The sequence below is a fragment of the uncultured Butyricimonas sp. genome (assembly GCF_959596855.1).
GTDB classification, from domain to species: Bacteria; Bacteroidota; Bacteroidia; order Bacteroidales; family Marinifilaceae; genus Butyricimonas; species Butyricimonas muris.
Window position 1 is genome coordinate 24,387 of record NZ_CAUFYA010000016.1, and the last position, 21,598, is coordinate 45,984.

The 21,598-nt window shown below is 53.9% G+C and carries 10 protein-coding genes; all 10 read right to left on the minus strand.

The window, feature by feature from the left end; all coding sequences use genetic code 11:
• Positions 1–12: 12 nt before the first annotated feature.
• A complete protein-coding gene (locus Q5866_RS08990; RefSeq protein ID WP_303179874.1) occupies positions 13–2,619 on the minus strand; it encodes a zinc-dependent metalloprotease in 2,607 nt (868 codons plus the stop codon).
• A 20-nt stretch (positions 2,620–2,639) separates the two neighbouring features.
• Positions 2,640–5,246 (minus strand): zinc-dependent metalloprotease, encoded by a 2,607-nt coding sequence (locus Q5866_RS08995; RefSeq protein ID WP_303179875.1) that lies wholly within the window; start codon positions 5,244–5,246, stop codon positions 2,640–2,642.
• A 20-nt stretch (positions 5,247–5,266) separates the two neighbouring features.
• On the minus strand, positions 5,267–7,882 hold the full coding sequence (locus tag Q5866_RS09000) for a zinc-dependent metalloprotease (RefSeq protein ID WP_303179876.1): 2,616 nt from the start codon (positions 7,880–7,882) through the stop codon (positions 5,267–5,269).
• An 18-nt stretch (positions 7,883–7,900) separates the two neighbouring features.
• Complete coding sequence (locus tag Q5866_RS09005; RefSeq protein ID WP_303179877.1) at positions 7,901–10,519, minus strand: zinc-dependent metalloprotease; 2,619 nt, start codon at positions 10,517–10,519, stop codon at positions 7,901–7,903.
• Positions 10,520–10,698: 179 nt separating this feature from the next.
• Complete coding sequence (locus tag Q5866_RS09010; protein ID WP_303179878.1) at positions 10,699–12,318, minus strand: PKD-like family lipoprotein; 1,620 nt, start codon at positions 12,316–12,318, stop codon at positions 10,699–10,701.
• Between the two features lie 15 nt (positions 12,319–12,333).
• On the minus strand, positions 12,334–13,023 hold the full coding sequence (locus Q5866_RS09015) for a DUF4843 domain-containing protein (RefSeq protein ID WP_186975564.1): 690 nt from the start codon (positions 13,021–13,023) through the stop codon (positions 12,334–12,336).
• 3 nt (positions 13,024–13,026) lie between these two features.
• Positions 13,027–14,505, minus strand: coding sequence for a RagB/SusD family nutrient uptake outer membrane protein (locus Q5866_RS09020; protein ID WP_186975565.1), 1,479 nt, complete (start codon positions 14,503–14,505; stop codon positions 13,027–13,029).
• A gap of 20 nt (positions 14,506–14,525) precedes the next feature.
• Complete coding sequence (locus Q5866_RS09025) at positions 14,526–17,888, minus strand: SusC/RagA family TonB-linked outer membrane protein (protein ID WP_186975566.1); 3,363 nt, start codon at positions 17,886–17,888, stop codon at positions 14,526–14,528.
• 203 nt (positions 17,889–18,091) lie between these two features.
• Entirely contained in the window at positions 18,092–19,309 is a 1,218-nt protein-coding gene (locus Q5866_RS09030; RefSeq protein ID WP_186975567.1) for a FecR family protein, read from the minus strand.
• A 411-nt stretch (positions 19,310–19,720) separates the two neighbouring features.
• A complete protein-coding gene (locus Q5866_RS09035; RefSeq protein WP_303179879.1) occupies positions 19,721–21,094 on the minus strand; it encodes a hypothetical protein in 1,374 nt (457 codons plus the stop codon).
• Positions 21,095–21,598: the final 504 nt, after the last annotated feature.

A 21,598-nucleotide genomic window follows, 5' to 3' on the forward strand; every position in this document is an offset into this window, starting at 1 on the left:
TCTCTTTTAGATTCATTTTTTACTCAACGCCTTCCCTATCCTGTACAGCAGATACTCGTAATGCTCGCGGGTATCGCCGGATGAAGAGGCGAGGTTCTGTTTCAACAAGTCCCGTACACGCAACAGCATACTGTAAAATTCAGGAGCCGCATTGTAGCCCTTTACCACGGCGTAATGCCCGTCAAAACCGCTGTATGGTGCAGTACCGGATAGGCGGGCTGCCGCCAGACGCTGTTCCTCGCGGTGCAGGGAACGGGTATCGGGCGACCATGACACGAGTTTCGTGTCAGCAATGAAAGGCATCCGGCGTTCGGGTTTCTCGAAAGCGAAAGCGGATTCCGCCACGGCAGAAGTAGCCATGATACCCGCCACGAAAGCCCTTTGCATAAAACGCTCGTCCTCGTCCAACGCCCGTTTCCCGATCGTACCGTCCCAGATATAAGTATAGAGGTCGTCCATCAATTCATCGGGCGTGTAGGCATCATCGGATTTCGCGGCACAAAGCCGTAAATCGCCCACCTTCCCGAGCAATCCGCCCAGTATCGTCAAGTACATCTCTTCACCGGGCAGGTTTCCCATGCCGATATTATAACGTTCCATGTAAGCCACGTCGTCCATCCAGTCGAAACTCTTCGCCAGTTCCAAGGCGTAGCGCACGATAGCACGCTGTTGTTCCCTCGGGACAACGGTATACGCGGGAATATCCTCGTCGGCGTGTACCTCGTTGATATACACACCGCCCACGTGTGAAAGCATCCGGTTAAGTTCCGCGGATACCGCATTCGTGAGCACGTTACGGAAATTGACACGGGCGGTCATTTCCTTGTCGTCCTCCCACGTGAGGCTCCCGTAATTCTCCATGATATATTTTATATTGTCAAGGCGATAGCGAAACGCCTTCACCGGATCGTCGCCCAAGTCGAAAGCCTGCATTCGCGGATCGTTGACCGGACGGTGCATCCCCCACACGAAACGCCCGAAACGGAAATAAGGATTACTTCTCGATTCCGCCACCCAGCGGTCTAGCACGGCAGTTTCCTCCCGCGGTGTAACCGCCCCGGGAACGGGACGATACAACCACTTCACGAGGAAATAGTCATACACGCCGATACCATGCTGCACCAGAGCCACCCCCCGCTCCATATCCCCCGGTCGGGCGATATAGTTTGCAGGCACGTGATCCATAATCGAGGGACTTAAACCGTATTCACGGGTAAAAGAAGGCGAACGCAAGGAATCCACGGGATAAGCGGACGAGGCAAGCTGATTCTCGGCAAACCCCAGACATTTTCCCATCTCCCTCGCCACGTCGTTTCTGATCTGTTCCCCGTAAATCTCCACGGGCAAATACTGTTCCCGCACCCGCGGGTCTGCCGCCAGCGTGTAGGCCTTATATGAAAAGCCGGGATCATACCCCACGGGAATAAAAATGGAAGCCGACAATATCTCACCCGTGCGGGGATCCGAATACATCTGGCTTTTCACCTCGTACATCTTCACCGGGGAAAATAATATCGTGGAATGACTCACGTCGGCAAGGTCAAAACCGGGTTCATCCCGCGGGTAATCCTTCACCTGTATGGCGTCCCGGAACCCGATAGCCTCAAAAGCCTTGTTCCATTCCAGCACTCCCGCCGCCACGTGCGGACGGTACGCCTCGGGGATAAGGGTATCCATGTAGAACACGATCGGTTTCAACGGCCGCACGAGTTCACCCCGGTGATACGCCACGGGATCGGACGGCTCCAAACGCCAACGGTAAGCGAGGTGAATCGGTTTCACCTCTTCCATCGAGGCATTGAGTGCGGAAGCCCGAAGCACTTCCGTACCTACCCGGTAATCGGCAAGACGGGGCATCATCGGTTGTTCCGGCAACAGCATCAGAATCCGGTTCGCCAGCACGGAAACTTTCATATCCTTCGCCATGAGGAACATACCGAAGAAGATATGATCCACATCATACCCCAAGTCACACGTGGCAACCACGTTATTCGCGTACGCTTTCACGCTGTGCAAGGAAGTGCGTTCCTCCTGAAACTTATGGTTCCGCATCACGAACCCGTAGAAAGAGTTTCCGGCATAGTCGGCGAAAGGAGTCGTGTAAATGCTATGCGTCATGAAAAGCGAACTCATATCCACCAGCATCGCCGCACCGTCGGGAGTAAACGCTTCTATCTTGTAATTACCGTACACGCCCGGCATACCGGAGCGTGCGATTGCCGGGTCAACCGACGCATCACCCGACAGGTTCAACAGGTCGCCCAACACCACCAGACGGGCTTGCAGCACGGAGTCCGCACGGGTGAAACGAACGGGCACACCTTGACCGGAGAACTCCCCCACGGCACTCTCGCCGCTGTCGCTGATTCCCTCTATCGTCGACGTGAAAAGCATCTCTTTGCCGAGCAGGGCGAGAGGAAATTCCACGTACACTTTATCGTCTATCTTGTGCAAAGTCATCAGCCCGCGGGCGGTCTGCACCTTCTTCCCGTCAAACACCTTCTCGTAGGCAGTAAGCTCTTTTTTCCTCTTGTCTTTCTTTTTCCGTCCGGCGGCAAAGGAATCATTGACACCCGCGGCGAGAGAAAGAAGAAGCAGTATATAGATTATTCTTCTCATAGTATTCAATTTTTACACGTTCAATTATCGAGGATATTCCCGATCTGACGGGCCATAAGTTTATAATACCGTTGCATTTCGGCACTCCCCGTGTTCTGTTTGCTTTTGACAAGAGTGTACACCCGTTGCAACATCTTGAAACATGCCGGTTCCGAGGGATAGGGACGATACCAGAGATTGACTTCGCCAAACCCGGACACCTCTCCCGCTGCGTTTATCGGCAGATACTCCGCGTTCGAGAAAACCCCCAACACGTCATGCCCCAACACGCCGTAACGTTCGCGGCTTTTCGCCTTTATACTCTCCGGCACACGTACCAACACCCCCGAACGGAAACGGAAAGGCTCCGCTCCCATGTCCTTTCTGTTGACCCCGGTTTCCTCGATCAAGCTGTTCACGAACTCCTGCAAAAAGGAACGTTCACTCTTCGTCAGCACCTTATTCTGCATGGTCGGTGCCATGACAAAGGCGTATATATCATTCATGTACTCGTCACGGGTGAAAGGTTTACTATCCGTGGTCAGCTTCTCGTTGATTGCCACCACCGGACCCGCGCGAAGCAATCCCCGCATCATCTCCTCTTGTATCTCCGCTCCCACGTCACGCCCCGGTGGCAAACCGGGCACGTTATCCAACCATGCCACGTCCTTCACCTGTTCCAACAGGAAGCGCAAAGCCTCTTTCTGCCTTTCACGGGACACCACACTGTAAGCGGGCAATTCGTCCCCCTCGTATATCTCGTTAAAATAGAATCCACCGATATTTCTCAGCACGTGGACGCAATACCTGAAGAACTGGAAACGAGCCTCGTTCAGCATATTGGTACGAAACTTATAGTCTTTATCCTCGTGCGCGACCCACGTGTTGAGATTCGCCAAGAGGTATTTCAAATTTTTCACGCCATAGGTGGCGGACTTCACCGGGTCGTCGCCCAAGTCTTCCTCTATGGAACTGGGGTCTAACACGTTCCAGAACTGTTGCTTGCCATAGCGATAAACGGGATCACCGGAACTTTCCGAAATAAAGCGGTCAAGCACGGGTATCTCGTCTTTCGCCGTGGGAATGTCGAGCAAAGGTTTGTACAACCACTCGATCACGTAATAATCGTAAAGCCCGAGATTAGGCGGCGTCATACGCACTCCCCTCTCGGCATCGCCCGGCTGCGCCACGTAATTGTTACGGGCGTAATCCATAATCGAGTGCGTGGTTCCGTACTTCCGGGTAAAGGACGGTGAACGCAGCGAATCGGTGGGTATTGCCGCCGATGCGGACATATTATGCATCAAACCGAGGCAGTGTCCCACCTCGTGGGCAATCACGTAACGCATACAATCGCCGAAAGTTTCCTCGTCCAGCTTCACCTTGCGCACCGACGGGTCGGCGGGAGCCGTGTGCAGGAAACGCCAGTCCTGTACCATCGCCACCAGATTGTGATACACATAGACCGAAGCGTTGATAATCTCGCCCGTGCGGGGATCCGTCCACGACGGTCCCATGGCGTTCGCCACCACGGAAGGGGAATAGCGGATACAGGAGTATTTCAAGTTCTCCGGGTCGAAATCCGGATCATCGGACGGGAAATCCCGCACCTGCATCACGTTTTTAAAGCCAATCCTCTCGAAAGCCTCGTTCCACGTGAGCACTCCCTGACGTATATAAGGCAACCAACTCGCGGGGAACGCGTCGTCCACGTAGAACACGATCGGTTTCACCGGTTCCACCAACTCGCCCCGACGGTAAGCCTCCTCGTCTTTCGGCTCAAGACGCCAGCGGTTGGCGTGATAGAACACGTCGATATTCTTTCTCGGGTGACCGATATCGTATTTCCCGTCAAAGAATACCCCGATGCGGGGATCGGCATAACGGGGACGAGCCGCATCCTCGGGCAAGAGGATAAAGTTGCGGGTTAGAACATTAGTTATCGGCTTGTTCTTGCAATAAGTTCCCATAAAGGTTTCCGCCGTCACCCGGTAAGCCAGTCGCGACTGCACGCTGACGTTATCTTCAAAGGCTTTTATTTCCAACACCTGCGACCCTTCCTGTATGAAATTCTTGTCAAGCCGTCCTTCCGTCATCGACACCACCGGCGACCACGGGAAGAACGGCGGAAGCATTTCATTGTCGCTCACGAGGAAATCCGTCATGTCAATCACCACTCCCGTGCTGTCCGGCGACCATGCCTGCACCTCGAAATTCTTGATTACCGCAGGCAAATTACCGCGCCGCATCCGTTCCCGGAGATTATCGTCGGTCGTGGTGTACACGGTCTGTATCTCGCCCAAACTCACCTTGTTGGAATCCTTCAGCGTGAACACCACCCGCAACGGGGTATGCGTGCGCTCACCCACCCCGCCCAGCAGGTTATCGGTGGAAGCGGCGATCGTCGAACCCAACAACATCTCCCGTCCCATCACCACCGTCGGTATCTCGAAATATATCTTTCCTTCCATTTTGTGGAGAGTTATCAGCCCCCGTTTCGTTTCGCGAGCCTTATCCTTGAACAACTGTTCGTAACGGCTCTCCGTTTTCCCGTCCTCCTTCGAGTCCTTCTTTTTCTTTCTGGCGAACCCGGAAGCGGGAAGCAGGAACACGATGATAAACAGGTATACTATCTTGTTTCGTTTCATAATATTCTCGTTAAATGAACTCATTTCTTTTCCAACGACTTCTTGATTTTGTGGAGCAGATACTCGTAATGCAACTTCGTATCGCCCGTGCTCGTCACCACCGCTTTATTCAGCAATCCCTGCACGCGAAGCACCATGCCGTAAAACTCGTGGGCATCGGGATTACCGGGGACTCTCACCCACCACGGCAGGTCGAAAGAGGCATTGTAAGATTGGGGATTTCTCGCTTCCGTGATTCCGCGATTAATAAAGTATAAGTTCGCGGGGCTGAAATCAGCAACACCGTCCCGCCGGGCGGACACCTGTAACGCGGAAGCCGATTCCCCCACGGTAGAAGATTGCAATATCATCGCCAGATAAGAAGTCTGGAATCCCATTTCCTCTTTCGTCAAGGAGCGGTTCTTCAGCGTACCTTCCCACACGAAACGGTAGATATCATCCAACAACTCGCTCGGTTTATAGGCATCGTCCGATTTGGCGGCGCACCATTTCAACCGATCGTAGCGGGAGAACAACACGTCCAGCACGGTTGCCCGCATCGCCTCTTTCATGGGCATACGTCCCGGACCCAGTTGCCGGAGCAAATCGAGGTCTTCCAACCAATCGAGGTCACGGGAGAAGTTCAACAGATATTGCACCATTTCCCGTTGCTGTTTCTTCGGTAGAAACTCGTATTGCCTGATCCCCTCGTCAGCATTCGCCGCATTCATCACGATACCTCCCACGTAAGTCGCCAACTGCGGCAACCGATTCGCACCCAACACGGAGCACAACCCCTCGTATATCCCTTGACGGACAACCATATCGCGGTCGTCTTCCCGGTACCACTCGAAGAAGTTCTTTAAAGAACCCTTCACGTTAGCCACGTGATACTCGAAGGCTTTCACCGGATCGTCCCCCAAGTCGTAGACCGCCACCAGAGGATCGAAAGCCCCCCAGTCGTCGAACAAGTGATAACGGCAGGCAGGATTCGCGCGCGACTCCTTGATCCAGCTGTCGAGCGTCGCTTTCTCATCCGCGGGCACATTCGCCCCCGCTATCGGCTTGTACAGCCATTGGATGGTAAAGTCGTCGTACGGTCCTACCCCTTTCGCCGTCATCCGCACGCCGCGTTCGGCATCACCCGGTTGAGCGATATAGTTGCAGGGTACAACGTCCATAATCGAAGGGCTCAACCCGTGTTCCCGCGTGAACGAAGGGGAACGCAGCGAATCCACCGGGTAAGCCGCGGAAGCGGAAGCGTTCAGGAACAAGCCCAAGTTCCACCCCATGCAGTTCGCCATATTCGCGCGAATCAACTCCCCCATCTGTTCCTCGCTCAGCTTCGCCCGCCGCACGGAAGGATCGGCATTCATTGTCATCAACACGCGGTCATTGTACAACATATTCGTGAAGTTGTCCGGTATACAGATCGACATACTCAATATCTCGCCCGTGCGCGGATCCGTGAGTTGATTCGTCATTGCCGAGTACCATAACACGGGAGAATAAAGAATCACGGAATGATTCACGTCAAAAGGATTGAACCCCGCGTCATCCCGCGGGAAATCCCGTACCTGCACCACGTTCCTGAACCCTATTTTCTCGAAAGCAGTATTCCACTCCTCCAGTCCCTCTTTTATATATTTCGCCCACGCGGCGGGCATAAGCGTGTCCATGTAAATAACGATCGGTTTCACGGGTTCCACCGCCTCACCTCTCTCGTGGGCAGCCTTGTCCGTCGGTTCCAGTCGCCACCGCCGCGTGTAGAACACGCGTTCCAGTCCTCGTAGCGGGTCGCTAAAATCCGCCTGCATGAAAGGACGTACCCCCACGCGGTAATCCGCCAAGCGGGGCATCATCGGTTCCTCCGGCAGCAACATCAGAATCTTGTCGCTCGTCACCGTCACTTTCACGTCCTTTGCCATCGGGAATCCCATCATGAAATAATCCACGTTAAACCCTTGCTCGCAAGTAACCGTGACATTATTGTCAAAAGCGGCGACATCCTTCAGCGTCGTCCACTCCTCGCGGATATCGTGCTTCCGGGAAACGAAACCGAACATGGCGTTCGGCGCGTAAGCGGCAAAAGGAGTCGTGTACGCCGAATAATTCGTGAACAACGACGTCATATCCACCACCACCGCCGTACTGTCCGGCGTCCATGCCTCTATCTTGTACGTCCCGAAGATACCCGGTCGCGAAGCCTTCTCCAAAGCTTTGTCTATCGCCCCGTCACCGCTACTGTTGAACGCCCGCAACGGCGGGTAGTCCACCTGCACCGTAATCCGGGCTTGCAACACCGAATCCCGTCGCGTGAAACGCAAGGCATTATCGCCGCCCACGAACTCGCCCACGGCACCCTCGCCGTTATCGGTAATACCCCGGATAACCGAAGCGTAGAGCATATCTTTATCCAGCAGGCGGAGCGGGAACTCCACGTATATTTTCTTGTCCGCCCGGTGTATAGTCATCAATCCTTTGGCGGTCTTCACCTTCTTGCCCTTGAACAATTCGCTGTAAGGAGTCGAGAGTTCGACATTCTCCGGTTCCCCGCCTTTCCTATCCTTTTTCTTTTTACGTCCCGACGCATCGGCTTCCGCGGAAGCGGGCAGCAGCAACGAAAGAAGAAACAGTATATATATTATATTCTTCATAATTACTCGTTTTACATGTTATTGTCCTAGTGCCTGTTCCACCTTGTAAAGCAACAGCGCGTAGTGACGCCGATTGGCATCCGAGCCTGTATCAGCCTTACTCTTCAACAGCGTGTGAGTCTTCTTCAACGTCGAGAGATAAAGCGGCTCCATGGGATAATTCATGATTGGCAATTCCACCCGCCAGCCGAATCCCCGCACCTTGGCAGAAGGACATGTTTCCGCCTGCCGCAGCCAACGGGCACGGGTCATCTCCGTGTCGAACTCTCCCACCAAACCGTACGCGGCGCGACTCTTCTCCGCGATCTCGCGGGGCACTGCTATCCGGTAGGCATCACTGATTCCCACGTTCCCGCCGCCCCCGATCTTACCGCTCTCGACTCCCGAACCGGAAATCAGTTCCGACAGCAGAGCCATTTGCAACTTCTTCTCCGCACCGGACAATTCTTTGCCCTCCCGCGTGGGAGCGAACACGAACCCGTGTATGTCCTCGAAATACTCCTCGGCGGTATAAGGACTCTCCTCCCCCGTGTATTTCGCACCGAACGCCACGAGAGCCGCCCGGTTGAAAATCGCTTTCAGGGCAATATCCTGCAACACCTGCGCGTACGTTCCCATGATCGGCATACGGGCTTGGAAATCCTTGTCGTCCACCCACTCCGCGTCCCGCGTCTGTTCCAGTATAAAACGCAGCGCCCGCCGCTGTTTCTCCTTCGGCACGATAGAGAAGTAAGGCAGACCGTCGCCGTCGTAACGCTCGTTCACGTGTATCCCGCCCACGTTCACCAACACGTGGTTCATGTAGCGGATATACTGGTACAGTAGCTCGTTATACATATTCCGGCGGAACGAGAAATCCTTGTCGTCCTCTCCCGTCCACTCGTGCAGGTTCGCCAACACGTATTTCAGATTCTTCACCCCGTAAGTGGCAGACTTCACGGCATCGTCCCCCAGATCTTCCTCGAACGACGAGGGATCGAGGTACCCGTAGAACTGTTGCTTGCCATAGCGGTACACGGGGTCGCCGGAACGTTCGGAAATCCACTTGTCCAGCACGGGTACTTCCTCCCGCGAACTCTTCGCATCCAACAGGGGCGTGTACGCCCACCGGATCAGGAAATAGTCATACACCCCCAGCGCGGGCGGGGTCACCCTCACGCCGCGCTCCGCGTCACCGGGTTGAGCCACGTAATTATTACGGGCGTAATCCATGATAGACATCGTCGTGCCGTATGTCCGGGTATATGAAGGAGAACGAAGCGAATCCGTCGGCACAGCCGCCGAAGCCGCCATATTATGCATGAATCCCAGCGTGTGCCCCACCTCGTGGGAAATCACGTAACGGATACAATCTCCCAGCATCTCCTCGTCCATCTCCACCTTCCGCGCAGCGGGATCGGCAGGCGACGTTTGCAGGAATCGCCAGTCACGCACCAGTTGTATCAGATTATGGTAGACCGAAATATTCGCCTGTATAATCTCCCCGCTCCGGGGATCCGTCCACGAGGGACCCATGGCATTCGCCACGGGCGAGGGAGAATAGCGCACGCAGGAATATTTCAGGTTATCGGGATCAAACTCCGGATCATCGGTCGGGAAGTCAACGGCAATAATCGCGTTCTTGAAACCGATGCGCTCGAAAGCCGCCTGCCATTCTTCCACGCCCTCGCGCACGTGCTTTTTCCAGCTCTCGGGGAACGCGTTGTCCACGTGAAAAACGATCGGCTTCACGGGTTCCACCAGTTCCCCCCGCCGATACGCCGCCTCGTCCTTGGGTTCCAAGCGCCAGCGGTTGATATGGTAATTAATTCTCGTCTTCTCTCCCTCGTCATAAGCGTATCTGCCGCCGATAAATATCCCGATACGGGGATCGGCAAACCGGGGGCGCATAGGCTCTTCGGGCAGAAGCACAAAACTCCGCGTCATCACTACCGTGAACGGCAACTTGTATAAATAATAAAACCAGTTGTCCCGCACGGACATCTCGTAAGTCAGGGAAGACTGCACGCTGAAATTATCATCAAACGCCTTCGCCGTCCCGATACGGGATTGCTGGTTTTTAAACTGTTTCTCCATCTTCATATCCCGGCTCATCGACAGTATCGGCATCCACGGCGTGAACGGCCCCAGCTCCTCCTTGTCGCTCATCAGGAAACGGGTGACGTCGATCACCACCGCCGTGCTGTCCGGCGAGTAAGCACTAACCTCGAAGCTCTCGATAATTCCGGGCACCGTACTCTCCTTGATTCGCTGCCGGTACCGCTCCGTGCTTGTCGAGTGAATCGCGTTCACCTGCCGCAAACTCACCTTTGCCGAATCGTCCTGCATGAAAACCACGTGCAGGGGTTCAAAAGGCTTCTCTCCCACGCTCCCGAACAGGTTGCTCGTGATCTCCGTGATCGTCGATCCCAACAGCATCTCCCGCCCGAACACCCCGAAAGGAATCTCGAAATATACCTTCTCGTCCACCCGGTGAATCGTGATAAGCCCTTTCATCGTTTCGGCGGCCTTATCCTTGAAAAGCCGCTCGTAAGGGGTATCCTCCTTCGCTTTCTTGTCCTCCCTCTTCTTCCTCGCCATCCCGACACAAGGCAGCAACAGAACGATAACCAGTAAATAAATCGTTTTGTTTCTCATACTTTTTTAAATAATAAATATCAAAAAATACAGTGATTCCGTGATTCTCAAAACTCCCTCCCGGCTTCACAACCACCTCCTCTGTTTATAGAGAAGGTGGTTGCGAAGCAGACGGAGGAGTTTATTGATTCGGTGATTTAGTGATTAATGAAGCGTTGCCCACGCAACAGCAATCACTGTTAATCCACAATCGATCCTTGACCGCCGAATCGATATTTTATATCGGCAATCCGTCCGAAAACCGGTTCCGTCTTATACGCGTACTCGATCGTTCCACCGGCAAAAATGCTCGTGGTACCTGCCGCGAAGAAATACACTTCGCCGGAATCCAACCCGACAACCAGATAACCGCCGGCATTGTTTCTCTGCGAGGCAAGCATCGACACGATTCCTCTTCCTTGGAAATCGTACAACAATTTCGCGTCCCCCCGTCCTCTCGCGTGCTGGTAAGCGTACAATTTATCGTGAGGCGCTCCCGCCACGGACGTCCCGTTGGAAGTAAAGAACAGGAACTCCCGCGAATCCGTCGTCAACTCGAACTTGTTCGTCCCGTCCAGCAAATCCTGATGCGGGAACGGCAATTCATATTGTGGAATCACCTTATACCCGTTCCACTCGTCATAATAGAAGAACTGCATGTAATACACCCCGTCCTCTCTATTCTTGAACACGCACCAGAACTTCCGATCCCCGTCCGTGTACCCGTCACAGAAATACATCTCCACGTTCCCCATGTTATTCAAGGGCGTCACCCCCTCCATCCTCTCCGGGAACACCGGCAGGATAGCCGCCGTGTTCGGGTCTGTCACCCACTCCCCGATCTCGTCGTCATAATACACGTTTCCGTCATTCACGGCCAAAAAACGGTGATTCTTGTTATCGTACACCAGTGTCGAGATACCGCTCCGCGTCTTGCACATCAGCGTCACCTCCAGTCCCTTCTCGTAATACGCCGGGAAATCGGGATACATACCCGAGTAAAATACCTCCTCGTCCGTCTTCCGCCTCACGAAAATATCCCCTGTCTTCGACATCAGAATATCCCCTTTATGGTGATACGCCGCCCCGACAAATACCTGTCCCGCGGGTAGCGCGCCCCCCGTGAACTCCTCGCCCAAGGAAATCGTTTTCTTGTAAGAACTACCGTCCACGTACACCGGACCTATTCCCCCCTCCTGCAATATCAGCACGTGGCTCGGCGAATCCCAATCCGCGAACACTTCCTGAAGGAAATAAGGCTTCCCGCCCAACCTCTGCCCGTCGTTCTCCAACGTGTAAAGATCCGCGTACACGTCAAGATAAGTGACATACTCTTGTGTCGCTTCATCCAATCTCCTGTCCAAATCCAACATCGTCAGCTCCGCCCCGTTATCCTTCTCATCCAAAACCAGCCACACGCCACTCGGGTAAGCCAGATTATCCATCACGTACTGCCGGGTAAGATCCACGCACTGCAACCCGTTCGTCGTGTCCGTGATTGTCAGCACGAACTGCAACCACCCGGCAGTATCCACCTCCCAGTTCAACACCTTCTCGTGTCCCAACGTCTTGTATTCCTTTTCCGAAGTCCTCAACTCCCAGCGGAACTTCAACGTCGTTATCTCCTCGTCCAAGCTGAATTTCAACACCGGAGTAATCTCCGCCATATCACCTTTATAAAACCGGGGATCCGCGTTCGTCAAATATTTCTCCACGGTGATCACATTTATATCCCCGTAATCGTAATTCCCTTTATCGTCATAACACCCGTACATGAAGATAAAGCAAATCACGGCGTATATCCAATTTTTCGTTCTCATAACATTCCTTTTAAATTAACCTTTTACCGGTACCGACATCTCCGCTTCCCCGTCCATAATCGTGTTCCCGTTATCTTTCTCTCGCTGCAAATGATACTTGAGCTTCAACGAATAATATCTCAATTCACTGGCCGTCTTATTCGACAGGTCGCTCACCCCCGTGGCAATAATCAACTGTTGATACTTCGCCTCGCTGTAAGCACCCAAGTACTCGTTCACGATACGCTCCGTCCACCACACCGGACGCACCGCCAGCGAAGTAAACACCACGCGGTAAAGAGCGTTCGACAACGGTCCCACCCGGAAATTATCATTCTCCTTTACCCTCAACGCCAACCGCACCACTTGATTGTCGAGTGCCGCCGTTTTATGCAACGTCACTCTCACTGTGTCCCGGTTCCGGTGCGCTTTCCACACCCTTTTCGTTTCCACCGAATAGTCCGCCCCGGAGGCAGTCGTCATACCCTCGTCGATCACCAACTCGTACTCAGTGTCCGTCGTGATAGGCCGTCCGGCGAAAGATATCTCGATCGGCACGTCCAACTCCGTCGCCCCGGGATAGAAGAAAAACGAGGTATTCACGCTGTCCTCCGCGTTCTTACCCGAGAAGTATATGTAACGGTCAGCCGTGTACGTATCCAACGAGTCCGTGGAACAAGCCCCGAACATCACAAACAGAACAATTATAACAATACAATATTTCATAACTTAAAGTATTACGGTTTCACTATCCGGGATAGGCAAATAAACCTTCGTCCCGTAATCAATATTCCCCACGCCGTCATTCAGCGGCAAGCCCAGACGCTTGTACATGTAGAAACACTGTCCCTCGCCGATAAACTCCCTGCGAGCCTCGTTCAACAGCGCGTTCATGTACTCCGCGCTATTCGTGATAGGAATCTCGCGATACTCCCCGCGTGCCTGTTGCACCATACGCAGTATCTCGATCGCCTTGTCCAAACCGCCCGGCGTTTCGCACAAGTATTCACCCATCATGTAACTCAACTCCGTGTGGCGGATGATCGGCAGAAGAAAAGCGGCTACCTGACTTCCCCCCGAATTTAACTTTCCCCGTATATTCTTGATCGACACCTCCGCACCGCCCTCGATATCCGTGATCAGGTAAACGTAACGGAAATCGTTCGTCATCTCTTTATCCTGAAACAAACTGTTCACGTTGCGTATCGCCAGATTACGATCCAACGTCAAGTAAGGCTCGTACAAATCGGCGCACTTCGAGTTGGCGAATCCCATCACCACGTCACTGTACATCTTCACGTCCCGGTTATAAATATCGCCCATCAAATCCCACTCGTCGGTAAACCGGTAAAGACTATTCCAAGCCGGACCGCCCCACTCGTCCGGTTCTTCACCCAGAATCTCCTTCGCCAGATCGTGCGCTTCCTTCTTCTGCCCGTTATACATGTAAGCGCGGGCTTGTATCGCCATCACCGCGTGCATATTCATGCGTACCCGCCGGGCTTGAAAGAACTTGGGCAGCCCGGAACCGCGGGCTTGGAAATTCCAGTTATCCCTGTCGCCATTCAACTCCATGGAGTCCGATACCGCCACCAACCGGCGCGCCTCGTCCAGATCGGCAAGGATACGTTCCATCGTTTCCTTCACCGTCAGCGGGGTATTCGTCACCGACTCGGAACTCGTCACGTAAGGAATCCACTTGCCGCTCTCGTTTGCCGCGGGAGCCGGGGCGAACAATCGCAATAGGTCGAGATGCATGAAAGCGCGTAATCCCAACGCTTCACCATGAATCAGCTTTCTCTCCCGGTCGCCCAACTCGAAGCGCGAGGAATCCTCCTTCACGACATGCTCTATCAGATTATTGGCATCCGCGATGGCGTGATACATATTATTCCATATCGTTTCTATCGTCGACTTCACCCCGGAAGTACCGTAAAGCAAATCATTCGCGTCCTGATACTTCTGCGGCATCTTCGACTTGCTGTAATACTGTCCCACCGCGTCCAGAAATCCCCACGACAACTCCTGCCCGTACAAATCCGCCTTCGACAGCGTCATGTAAATACCGTTCAATTGCATCCGGTACCCGTTTCCCGTCGAGTACAGGATATCGCTACTCAACTCCTCCTTCGGTTGCACGTCAAACCAATTCTCGCATGCCGAGAGCGTCACCGCAAGTAAACCCAATATATATATTATCCTTTTCATTTTTTCCTGTTTTAATAACATTAGAATTGCAACTTCAACGAGAAATTAACGGTACGGGCAAACGGGTAAGACGTACCGCGCTCCGTCTTGATCGTCGAGAAACGCACCAGATCATTCGCCCCCACTTCAAGGCGCGCCAACCTCAGTCCCATCTTCTTCCTCGCCCGCGTGAACTCGTACCCCACGTTCACCGAATTCCACGTCAACGTGTTATTCCGTTGCATAAAACGCGAGGTCGGCTGAGTCGTCACGTTACGATCCTTGATATCCTTCAGCGTGGTAATATCCCCCGGTTGGTACCAGCGTTGCGTCACCGCGCGTTTGTCCACGTTGCGTGCCATATCGGCATTTTCAACCTCGTTCACGAGAGTCGAATTATACATATCCCCCCCGAACTCGTACATGAAACTCGTGAACAGCGTGAAATTACGGTAGCGCAAATTCACCCCGAACGAACCTTGTGCTTTCGGCGTCTCGTCACCGATTTTCACCATCTCCGCGGCAGCCCAGTCGTAACTCACCGTCCCGTCGCGATAAATAAACAATTCCTTCCCGTTAGCGGGATCTATCCCGAGGGACTTCATCCCGTACTTGGCGGTCATGGACACCCCCTCCTCGTACTTCGTCAACACGCGGTCCAAATCATTATTCGCGTCATTATAATAATCGTTCACCCGCTCGTTGTACTCCTTCAACGCGTCCGACACCTTTTTCAACGTGTTCCTGTTGCCCGCCATATTACCGTAAACCGCCACGTACCAATCCTTATCCTGATACAACGTGCTTCTCAACTGGATAGAGAACCCCTCGTTCAACACCTCGCCCATGTTCGTCTTGTAAGTCTTGAACCCGGTCGACGCCTGCAACGTTACGTCCGTGATAGCCCCCTTCGTCACCTCGTAATAATAATTCCCCTCCACGTAAAGCAAACTGTTGAAAATATCAAATTCCAGACTGACATCCAACTTATCCGTGGTTTCCCACTTCAAATTCCGGTTCCCGCGCGTGTTCACCAGCGAGGCACCCGCCCCGGTCACGTACCACTCCTCGATATTAATCTCGTGCGTGGGTATCGCCTCGTAAGACTGGAAACCGGTCTTTCCCGTTCTCCCGTAAGACCCTCTCACCTTCAGCAACTGCACCCAACCCAAATCGGCGAAAATACTGTACTTGTGCAGGTTCACACCCACCCCGAACCCCCACATGGGAGCCCAACGCTTGTTAGACCCGAATTGCGACGACCCGTCATACCTGAACAGCACGTCCAGCAAATACGTGTTCTTGTACGAGTAGTTTCCCACTCCCAGTATACCGAACAAACGCTTCCGGCTCTCCCTTTCGGTAGGTTTCTCCACGATCTCCTTGGCGAAATTCACGGACACGAAGTCGCCGCCCGTCGGGAACCCCCGGTACCGCGCGTTCGCGCTATTATCCCGCGAAGTCACCATATTGACACCACCCGTGAAATTCACGTCGTGATCCCCCATTGACTGGCTGTACGAGTACGTCAGTTTCGCCTCCCACGACGTCGCTTTCCGCGTAGATTTCCCCAACGTCCCGGCATACAGGTTATCCTCGTTCATCTCCGTCCCCTTCTGCGTCTCGGAATCGGGATGCACGTACACTTCCCGTTCTTCCGTCGTGTGAGTCACGCCAACCTCCCCCTTCGCGTACATGTGCGGGGTAATATACCAGTTCAAGTTAAAATTATCCGTTAAATCCGTCATGTGCGTCCGGTCATAACTCCCGAGATTAGCCTCGTACAAGGGATTTACCAGACTCTCGCGTCCCGTCCAGTACGGCAACTCCTTCAAGTACTTCCCGTCCTCGTCCTTGTAAGTATCATAAGGCAATAGCTTCGTGTACTGGCTAAAATCCCCGTAAGGCGACTCCTTTGCCCTCGTTTCCCCGTAAGACACGTAATTACGCACTTCAATCTTACCGCCCGTGTACATGAACAGGAAACCGCCGCCGATACGGTCGCGGTACGATCCCTTCATCACCCCGTTGTCATTGTTGTATTGCAAGTCCAACGCGTAACGCATCACTTCCGTTCCCCCCTCGAACGAGAGGCTGTGCTTGTGATTGAATATCGAGCGTACCGGCTTCCCGATCCAGTACGTGTCTACCCCTCTCAGCACGTTCAACAACTTCCGGTTATACTCCTGATCCATATCGTGGCGCGTATCGTTATTCCCGACGGGAAGAAAAATCCCAGCCGGGATCTCCGCCGCCAACTTCCCGGCAGCGTGCATCAGGTTATAATCCGACAAATCGGGCATCGTCACGCTCCCCACGATCGTGTAATCGATCAGCACCTCTCCCACCTTCGGGGCTACCGTCGTCACCACCACCACGCCGTTCGCCGCCCGCGAACCGTACAGAGCCGTGGCTGCCGCGTCTTTCAAGATATACATCGTCTCGATCCGGTTGGGATCCATGTCATAAATCTTGTTGATGGCAACCTCGAAACCGTCAAGTATAAAAATCGGCAGGTTAGGGTTATTCTCCAGCGCCGACTTGGACAACGTGTTCTTGTCCAGATCCTTGATACCTATACTGGACTGCCCCCGTATCTGTATCTCGGGCAGCGCGTTCGGGTCAGACCCCCATTGATTGTTCGTCTTGACGCGGAAGGACGGGTCGTACACCTCCAGTGCCTTAATAACGTTCGTCTTCGACACTTGCAACAATTCCTCCCGCGTCACCACCACGGCGTTTCCCGTGAAGCTCGATTTCTTCACCGTCCCGAAACCCGTCACGATCACCTCCTCCATCTCGCGCGTGTCCGGCTGCATACGCACCACGATCTCCTTGTCAAATGTCGTCACCGCCACCTTGTTCGGTTGCATACCCATGAAAGTCACCACGAGATAAATCGTGTCCATCCGCGGCAGATTCAACGTGAATGTACCCTCTTCCCCGGCACTTACCCCGAGCGTGGTTCCTTCCACCACCACCGAGGCACCCGGCAACGCATCGCCCCGCTCGTCCAGCACCTTGCCGCGTATCGTCACGGGAGTCACCGTCCGCTGCCGCTTCTGTATCACGATCATGTTCTGGTAGAAACTGAACGTGTACTCCGTCCCCTCCAGACAAGCCCGCAGCACGTCCGACAACGGCACCGACTTGAAGCTGCGCGTCACCGCGGGAATCCGCTTCATCTCCTCGTTATTGTACAGGGGTTCGTACTTCGTGTGACGCTTGATGTAATCCAGCACCCCCGTGAAAGGAGTCTCTTTAAACTCCACGGTCAACCTCGGTTCGTCCGCCGATTGGGCGCGACAAACCCCGGTGTTAAAAGATTGAAGAAAGAGAACCAACATCAACACGATGCCCGTCTTCCTCTTCATCATCAATAGATTAGACTTCTTCTTTTTCATGTAGATTAGTTTTAGATTTCATAAAAGATGAAAACCCGCGCTCGCTCTCGTGTCCCATCACCTCGCTCGCGCGGGCTCCACCATCGTTTGTATGTCAGATTTGTAGAATAAGCATAGCATGCCCCCTTGGCCATTCATCGAATGCCATAACCTGTAACTTGCCGCCCCGCGGCAAATGCAACTTGTAACTTGTAACCCGCCGCTCACGGCGTATGTAACTTGCCGCTCGCGGCAACAACGATCACCCCGTCACTCAACGTGAATCGCATATCCGTCGTCGTGCTCAGCCACTCGAGAAACATCTCCAACGGGACATCGTACATCATCATCCCCGTGAAACGCCGTTCCCTCATGGCGGGTGTCTCGTAAAGCACCCGCACGTCGTACCATCGACACAATTTCCTCATCACCGCGTCCAACCTCTCCGCGTCGAAATTAATCTTTTTATCCACCCACGCCACGACAGCCTCCGCGTCCACCTCGCTCACCCGCGTATCGTGATCCGGCGTGATGGACACTTGCTCTCCCGGCTTCAATATTACCGTCCTGTCGCCCGACGACGCCCTGACCTTCCCTTCAAGCAGCGTCACCAGCGACACCGGTTCCTCGTCGTAACTCATCACGTTGAACACCGTCCCCAGCACGTCCACCTGAAAATCCTTGCCCGAAACCACGAAAGACCTCCCGCCGTCCCTAGCCACCTCAAACTTCGCCTCGCCCTCCACGTACACCTCCCGCGTCGAATCCGGGAACACGACCGGGTACTTCAGCATGGACATGGCGTTCACCACCACGCGCGAACCGTCGGAAAGAATCACGGACTGCATCTCCCCCCGCGGCACGATCAACGTGTGGTAGACCACCGTGTCCGTCAAAAGCTCTTTTTTCAACCGCGTGTAATCCAGCGTCGGCACACCCGCCGACCGCGAAACCCCGATCGAATCCAGACGCGAGATAGGGATAATCTCCGTCTTCTTCGACAAAGTGATTACTTGATTATCGGACAGCACCAGACGCACGCTGTTCCGGTCGGCGACTTGCCGCTCCACCACGCTCTCCGCCCTGAACCCGGGTGCAGCCTCTTCACCCGCCTCCCGCGACCACCACCATCCCGCGGCAACGCAAATAGCGGCGCAAGCCGCGCTAGCGATCACCCGCCGCCACCACGTGTTCGCGTGTCGCGACCTCTCCCTTCTCCTGACCTGTTTCAGGAAAAACGAGAAATCCGCCGCGGAATTATATTTCCCGTATTCCTTGAACCTCGCCATGATAAAACGGTCACTCTCCAGATTTCTTTTCAACCGCGCCCATCTCGGCTCCGCCAACAACGCCCCCAGCTCCTCCTCTTCCGCCCGATTTAGAGTCCCGTTCCAAGATTTAAGAAATAAATCCAATACTATATATATTCTATCTTTATCCATAACACCATAAGAATACCCGAACTATTCTTTGGTATTACTTTTTCATGAAAAAAATTTACCGGAAGCAGTTAAGCCGACGCGAAGGGAGAGATTTTTGATTTTAGATTTCAAATTTTAGATTGAAAAGTTTCCCGAAGCAAGGCGGTATTCCAGCTCTCCCTCTGTTTATAGAGGGAGTACGGCGAAGCCGGGAGGGAGTTTTTTGATTCCGTGATTCAATGATTGCCGATTCCGTGATTAACGAAGCGTTGCTAGTGCAGCTGGAATCATTCAATCTAAAATCACTCGATCACTTAATTAATAAACTCCTCCGTCGGCTACGCCGCCACCTCCTCTATAAACAGAGGAGGAGCTGAGTTACTCACCGTCTTCGGGAAACTTTTCAATCTAAAATTTAAAATCTAAAATCAATTAGTTCGCTTCCTTCGCCGCGCTCCTCCCGTCAGCCGTCACGGCGATGGCGAAGGAGAAACGGAAGCGGGGGTTCGATCCTTCCGCAACGGCGAGCGTGGCGGGTGTCTTAGCGTCGGCGGCGTGCATCGGCACGAGGTCGAGGCAGCGCGAGGAGGCGTCGAAGACGGCGGTGTACAGGTGCTCGACGGGGACGCCGGTGTCAATGCCCGCCGCGGCGAGGATCGACAGGTCGGTCACCTCCTCGCCATCGACCACGCGGATGGCGGGAGCCGGTTCCGGCGTGTCGTCAACGGCGAAGGCGAGCGACCCGTCGGCGGCGGTGACGGCGACGCGGGGAACGGCGAAATTACCCGCGGCGTTGAGGCACACGGGCGCGGACGCCCGCTTGTAGTCGTGCTCCACGACGAACGCGTAGAGGTACACGTGCATCGGGTCCCAGTCCTTGTCGATGGTCAGCTTCACCACCTTCTTGCGCTCGCGGGTACCCAGCGGCACGCACCGGTAGCGACCGGTGGAATCGTCCAGCAGGATAGCGTACACGCGGTCGCGGGGATGCGTGCATGGAGTGTGCCGCCGCTGCGCCCACTTGGTCAACTCGACGGTCACCTCCACGCGGGCGGGAACAGGGTTCCCCTTCCCGTCGGTCGTCGCGGCGATGTCCTCTTCCATCGCCTCGGCGGTCACCAGCGCGTCGTTCAGCGCATTGCCCGCGGGGTAAAGGCACACGGACTTCGACGACTTCTTGTCGTAGGCACTCGTGGTGAAAGCGTAAATAAACAGGTTCGACTTGTCCCACCCCGCCGGTATGGCGAACGAGGTCGAGCCGCTTTCCGACCGCTCGCGCAACCCCACCAGCTCCGCTTCCTCGTTCGTGCCGTCTAGCACCAGCGCGTGCGCCATGTCTTTCGGGCCCCTCGACGCCCCGGAGGGGGACTCTTCACCCGCCTGCTCGAACACGATCTTCCCCGTGTCGGGCGTCACGGAGGCGGTCACGGCGATAGGTCTGGTGCTACCGGCGGAAACCACCATCTCCTTGAAATCGTACACCCGTACAAGGGCTCCCTGTTCGTCGCGCACCGCGTCGCAAAGCGTCTTCGCGTTCGCTTTCATGAAATAGTTGCCCACCTGCTCCCAGTTCTCGCGGTCGCGGAAGCCTAGCACGAGGGCGTCCTTCACCACGGGGATAATATGCCCCGCCCCGCCGAAACCGGCGATACGCGTGTCGCGGGCTTCCTTCACTTCCGGGTCGGAAAAAGTCTGCGTGGAGGGTGACTGACTGACGATTGTCTTCCCGTTCGGCATCTTGCGGAAAATTTTGTCTTGAATCTTGCCACTCAACGAGAGGGCAAGCACGGATCTTAAATCTGCCATTGTAGAAAATTTTTATTGTTTTATTCCTTCTCGATTCATCCCGGGGACATTCGTCCGGGGGAAGTTAGTGCCATCCTCGCGGCGGGATAACCCTGCCGTTGATTTTGTAATAATACAACATTATAAAATATATTCCAAGAGAAAAATGAAATATTTTTATAATAATTTCACATTGAATTGTAATTATTACCATGTATAATGTTAAATATAGCTTCACAATAAGAAGTAAAAAGGGCAAAAAATGGGAAAAACACGGGTAGACGTTCTCATCGTAGTTAATAAAAGTTAATAAACTACAAACTCTAAACAATTATAACACAACGCATTAACAAGGGAACACGAGGGGTGTTCCGGTATTGTGTACCGGTAGTGTTCCGGTGGTGTACCGGTAGTTAACGGTATATACCGGTACACCACCAGTTTATGACGATTTAAACACTCGTTAACAACACAAGGATTCCCCTGACGTTCCCGTGGAATAATCCAATCACTCTATTACGGGAA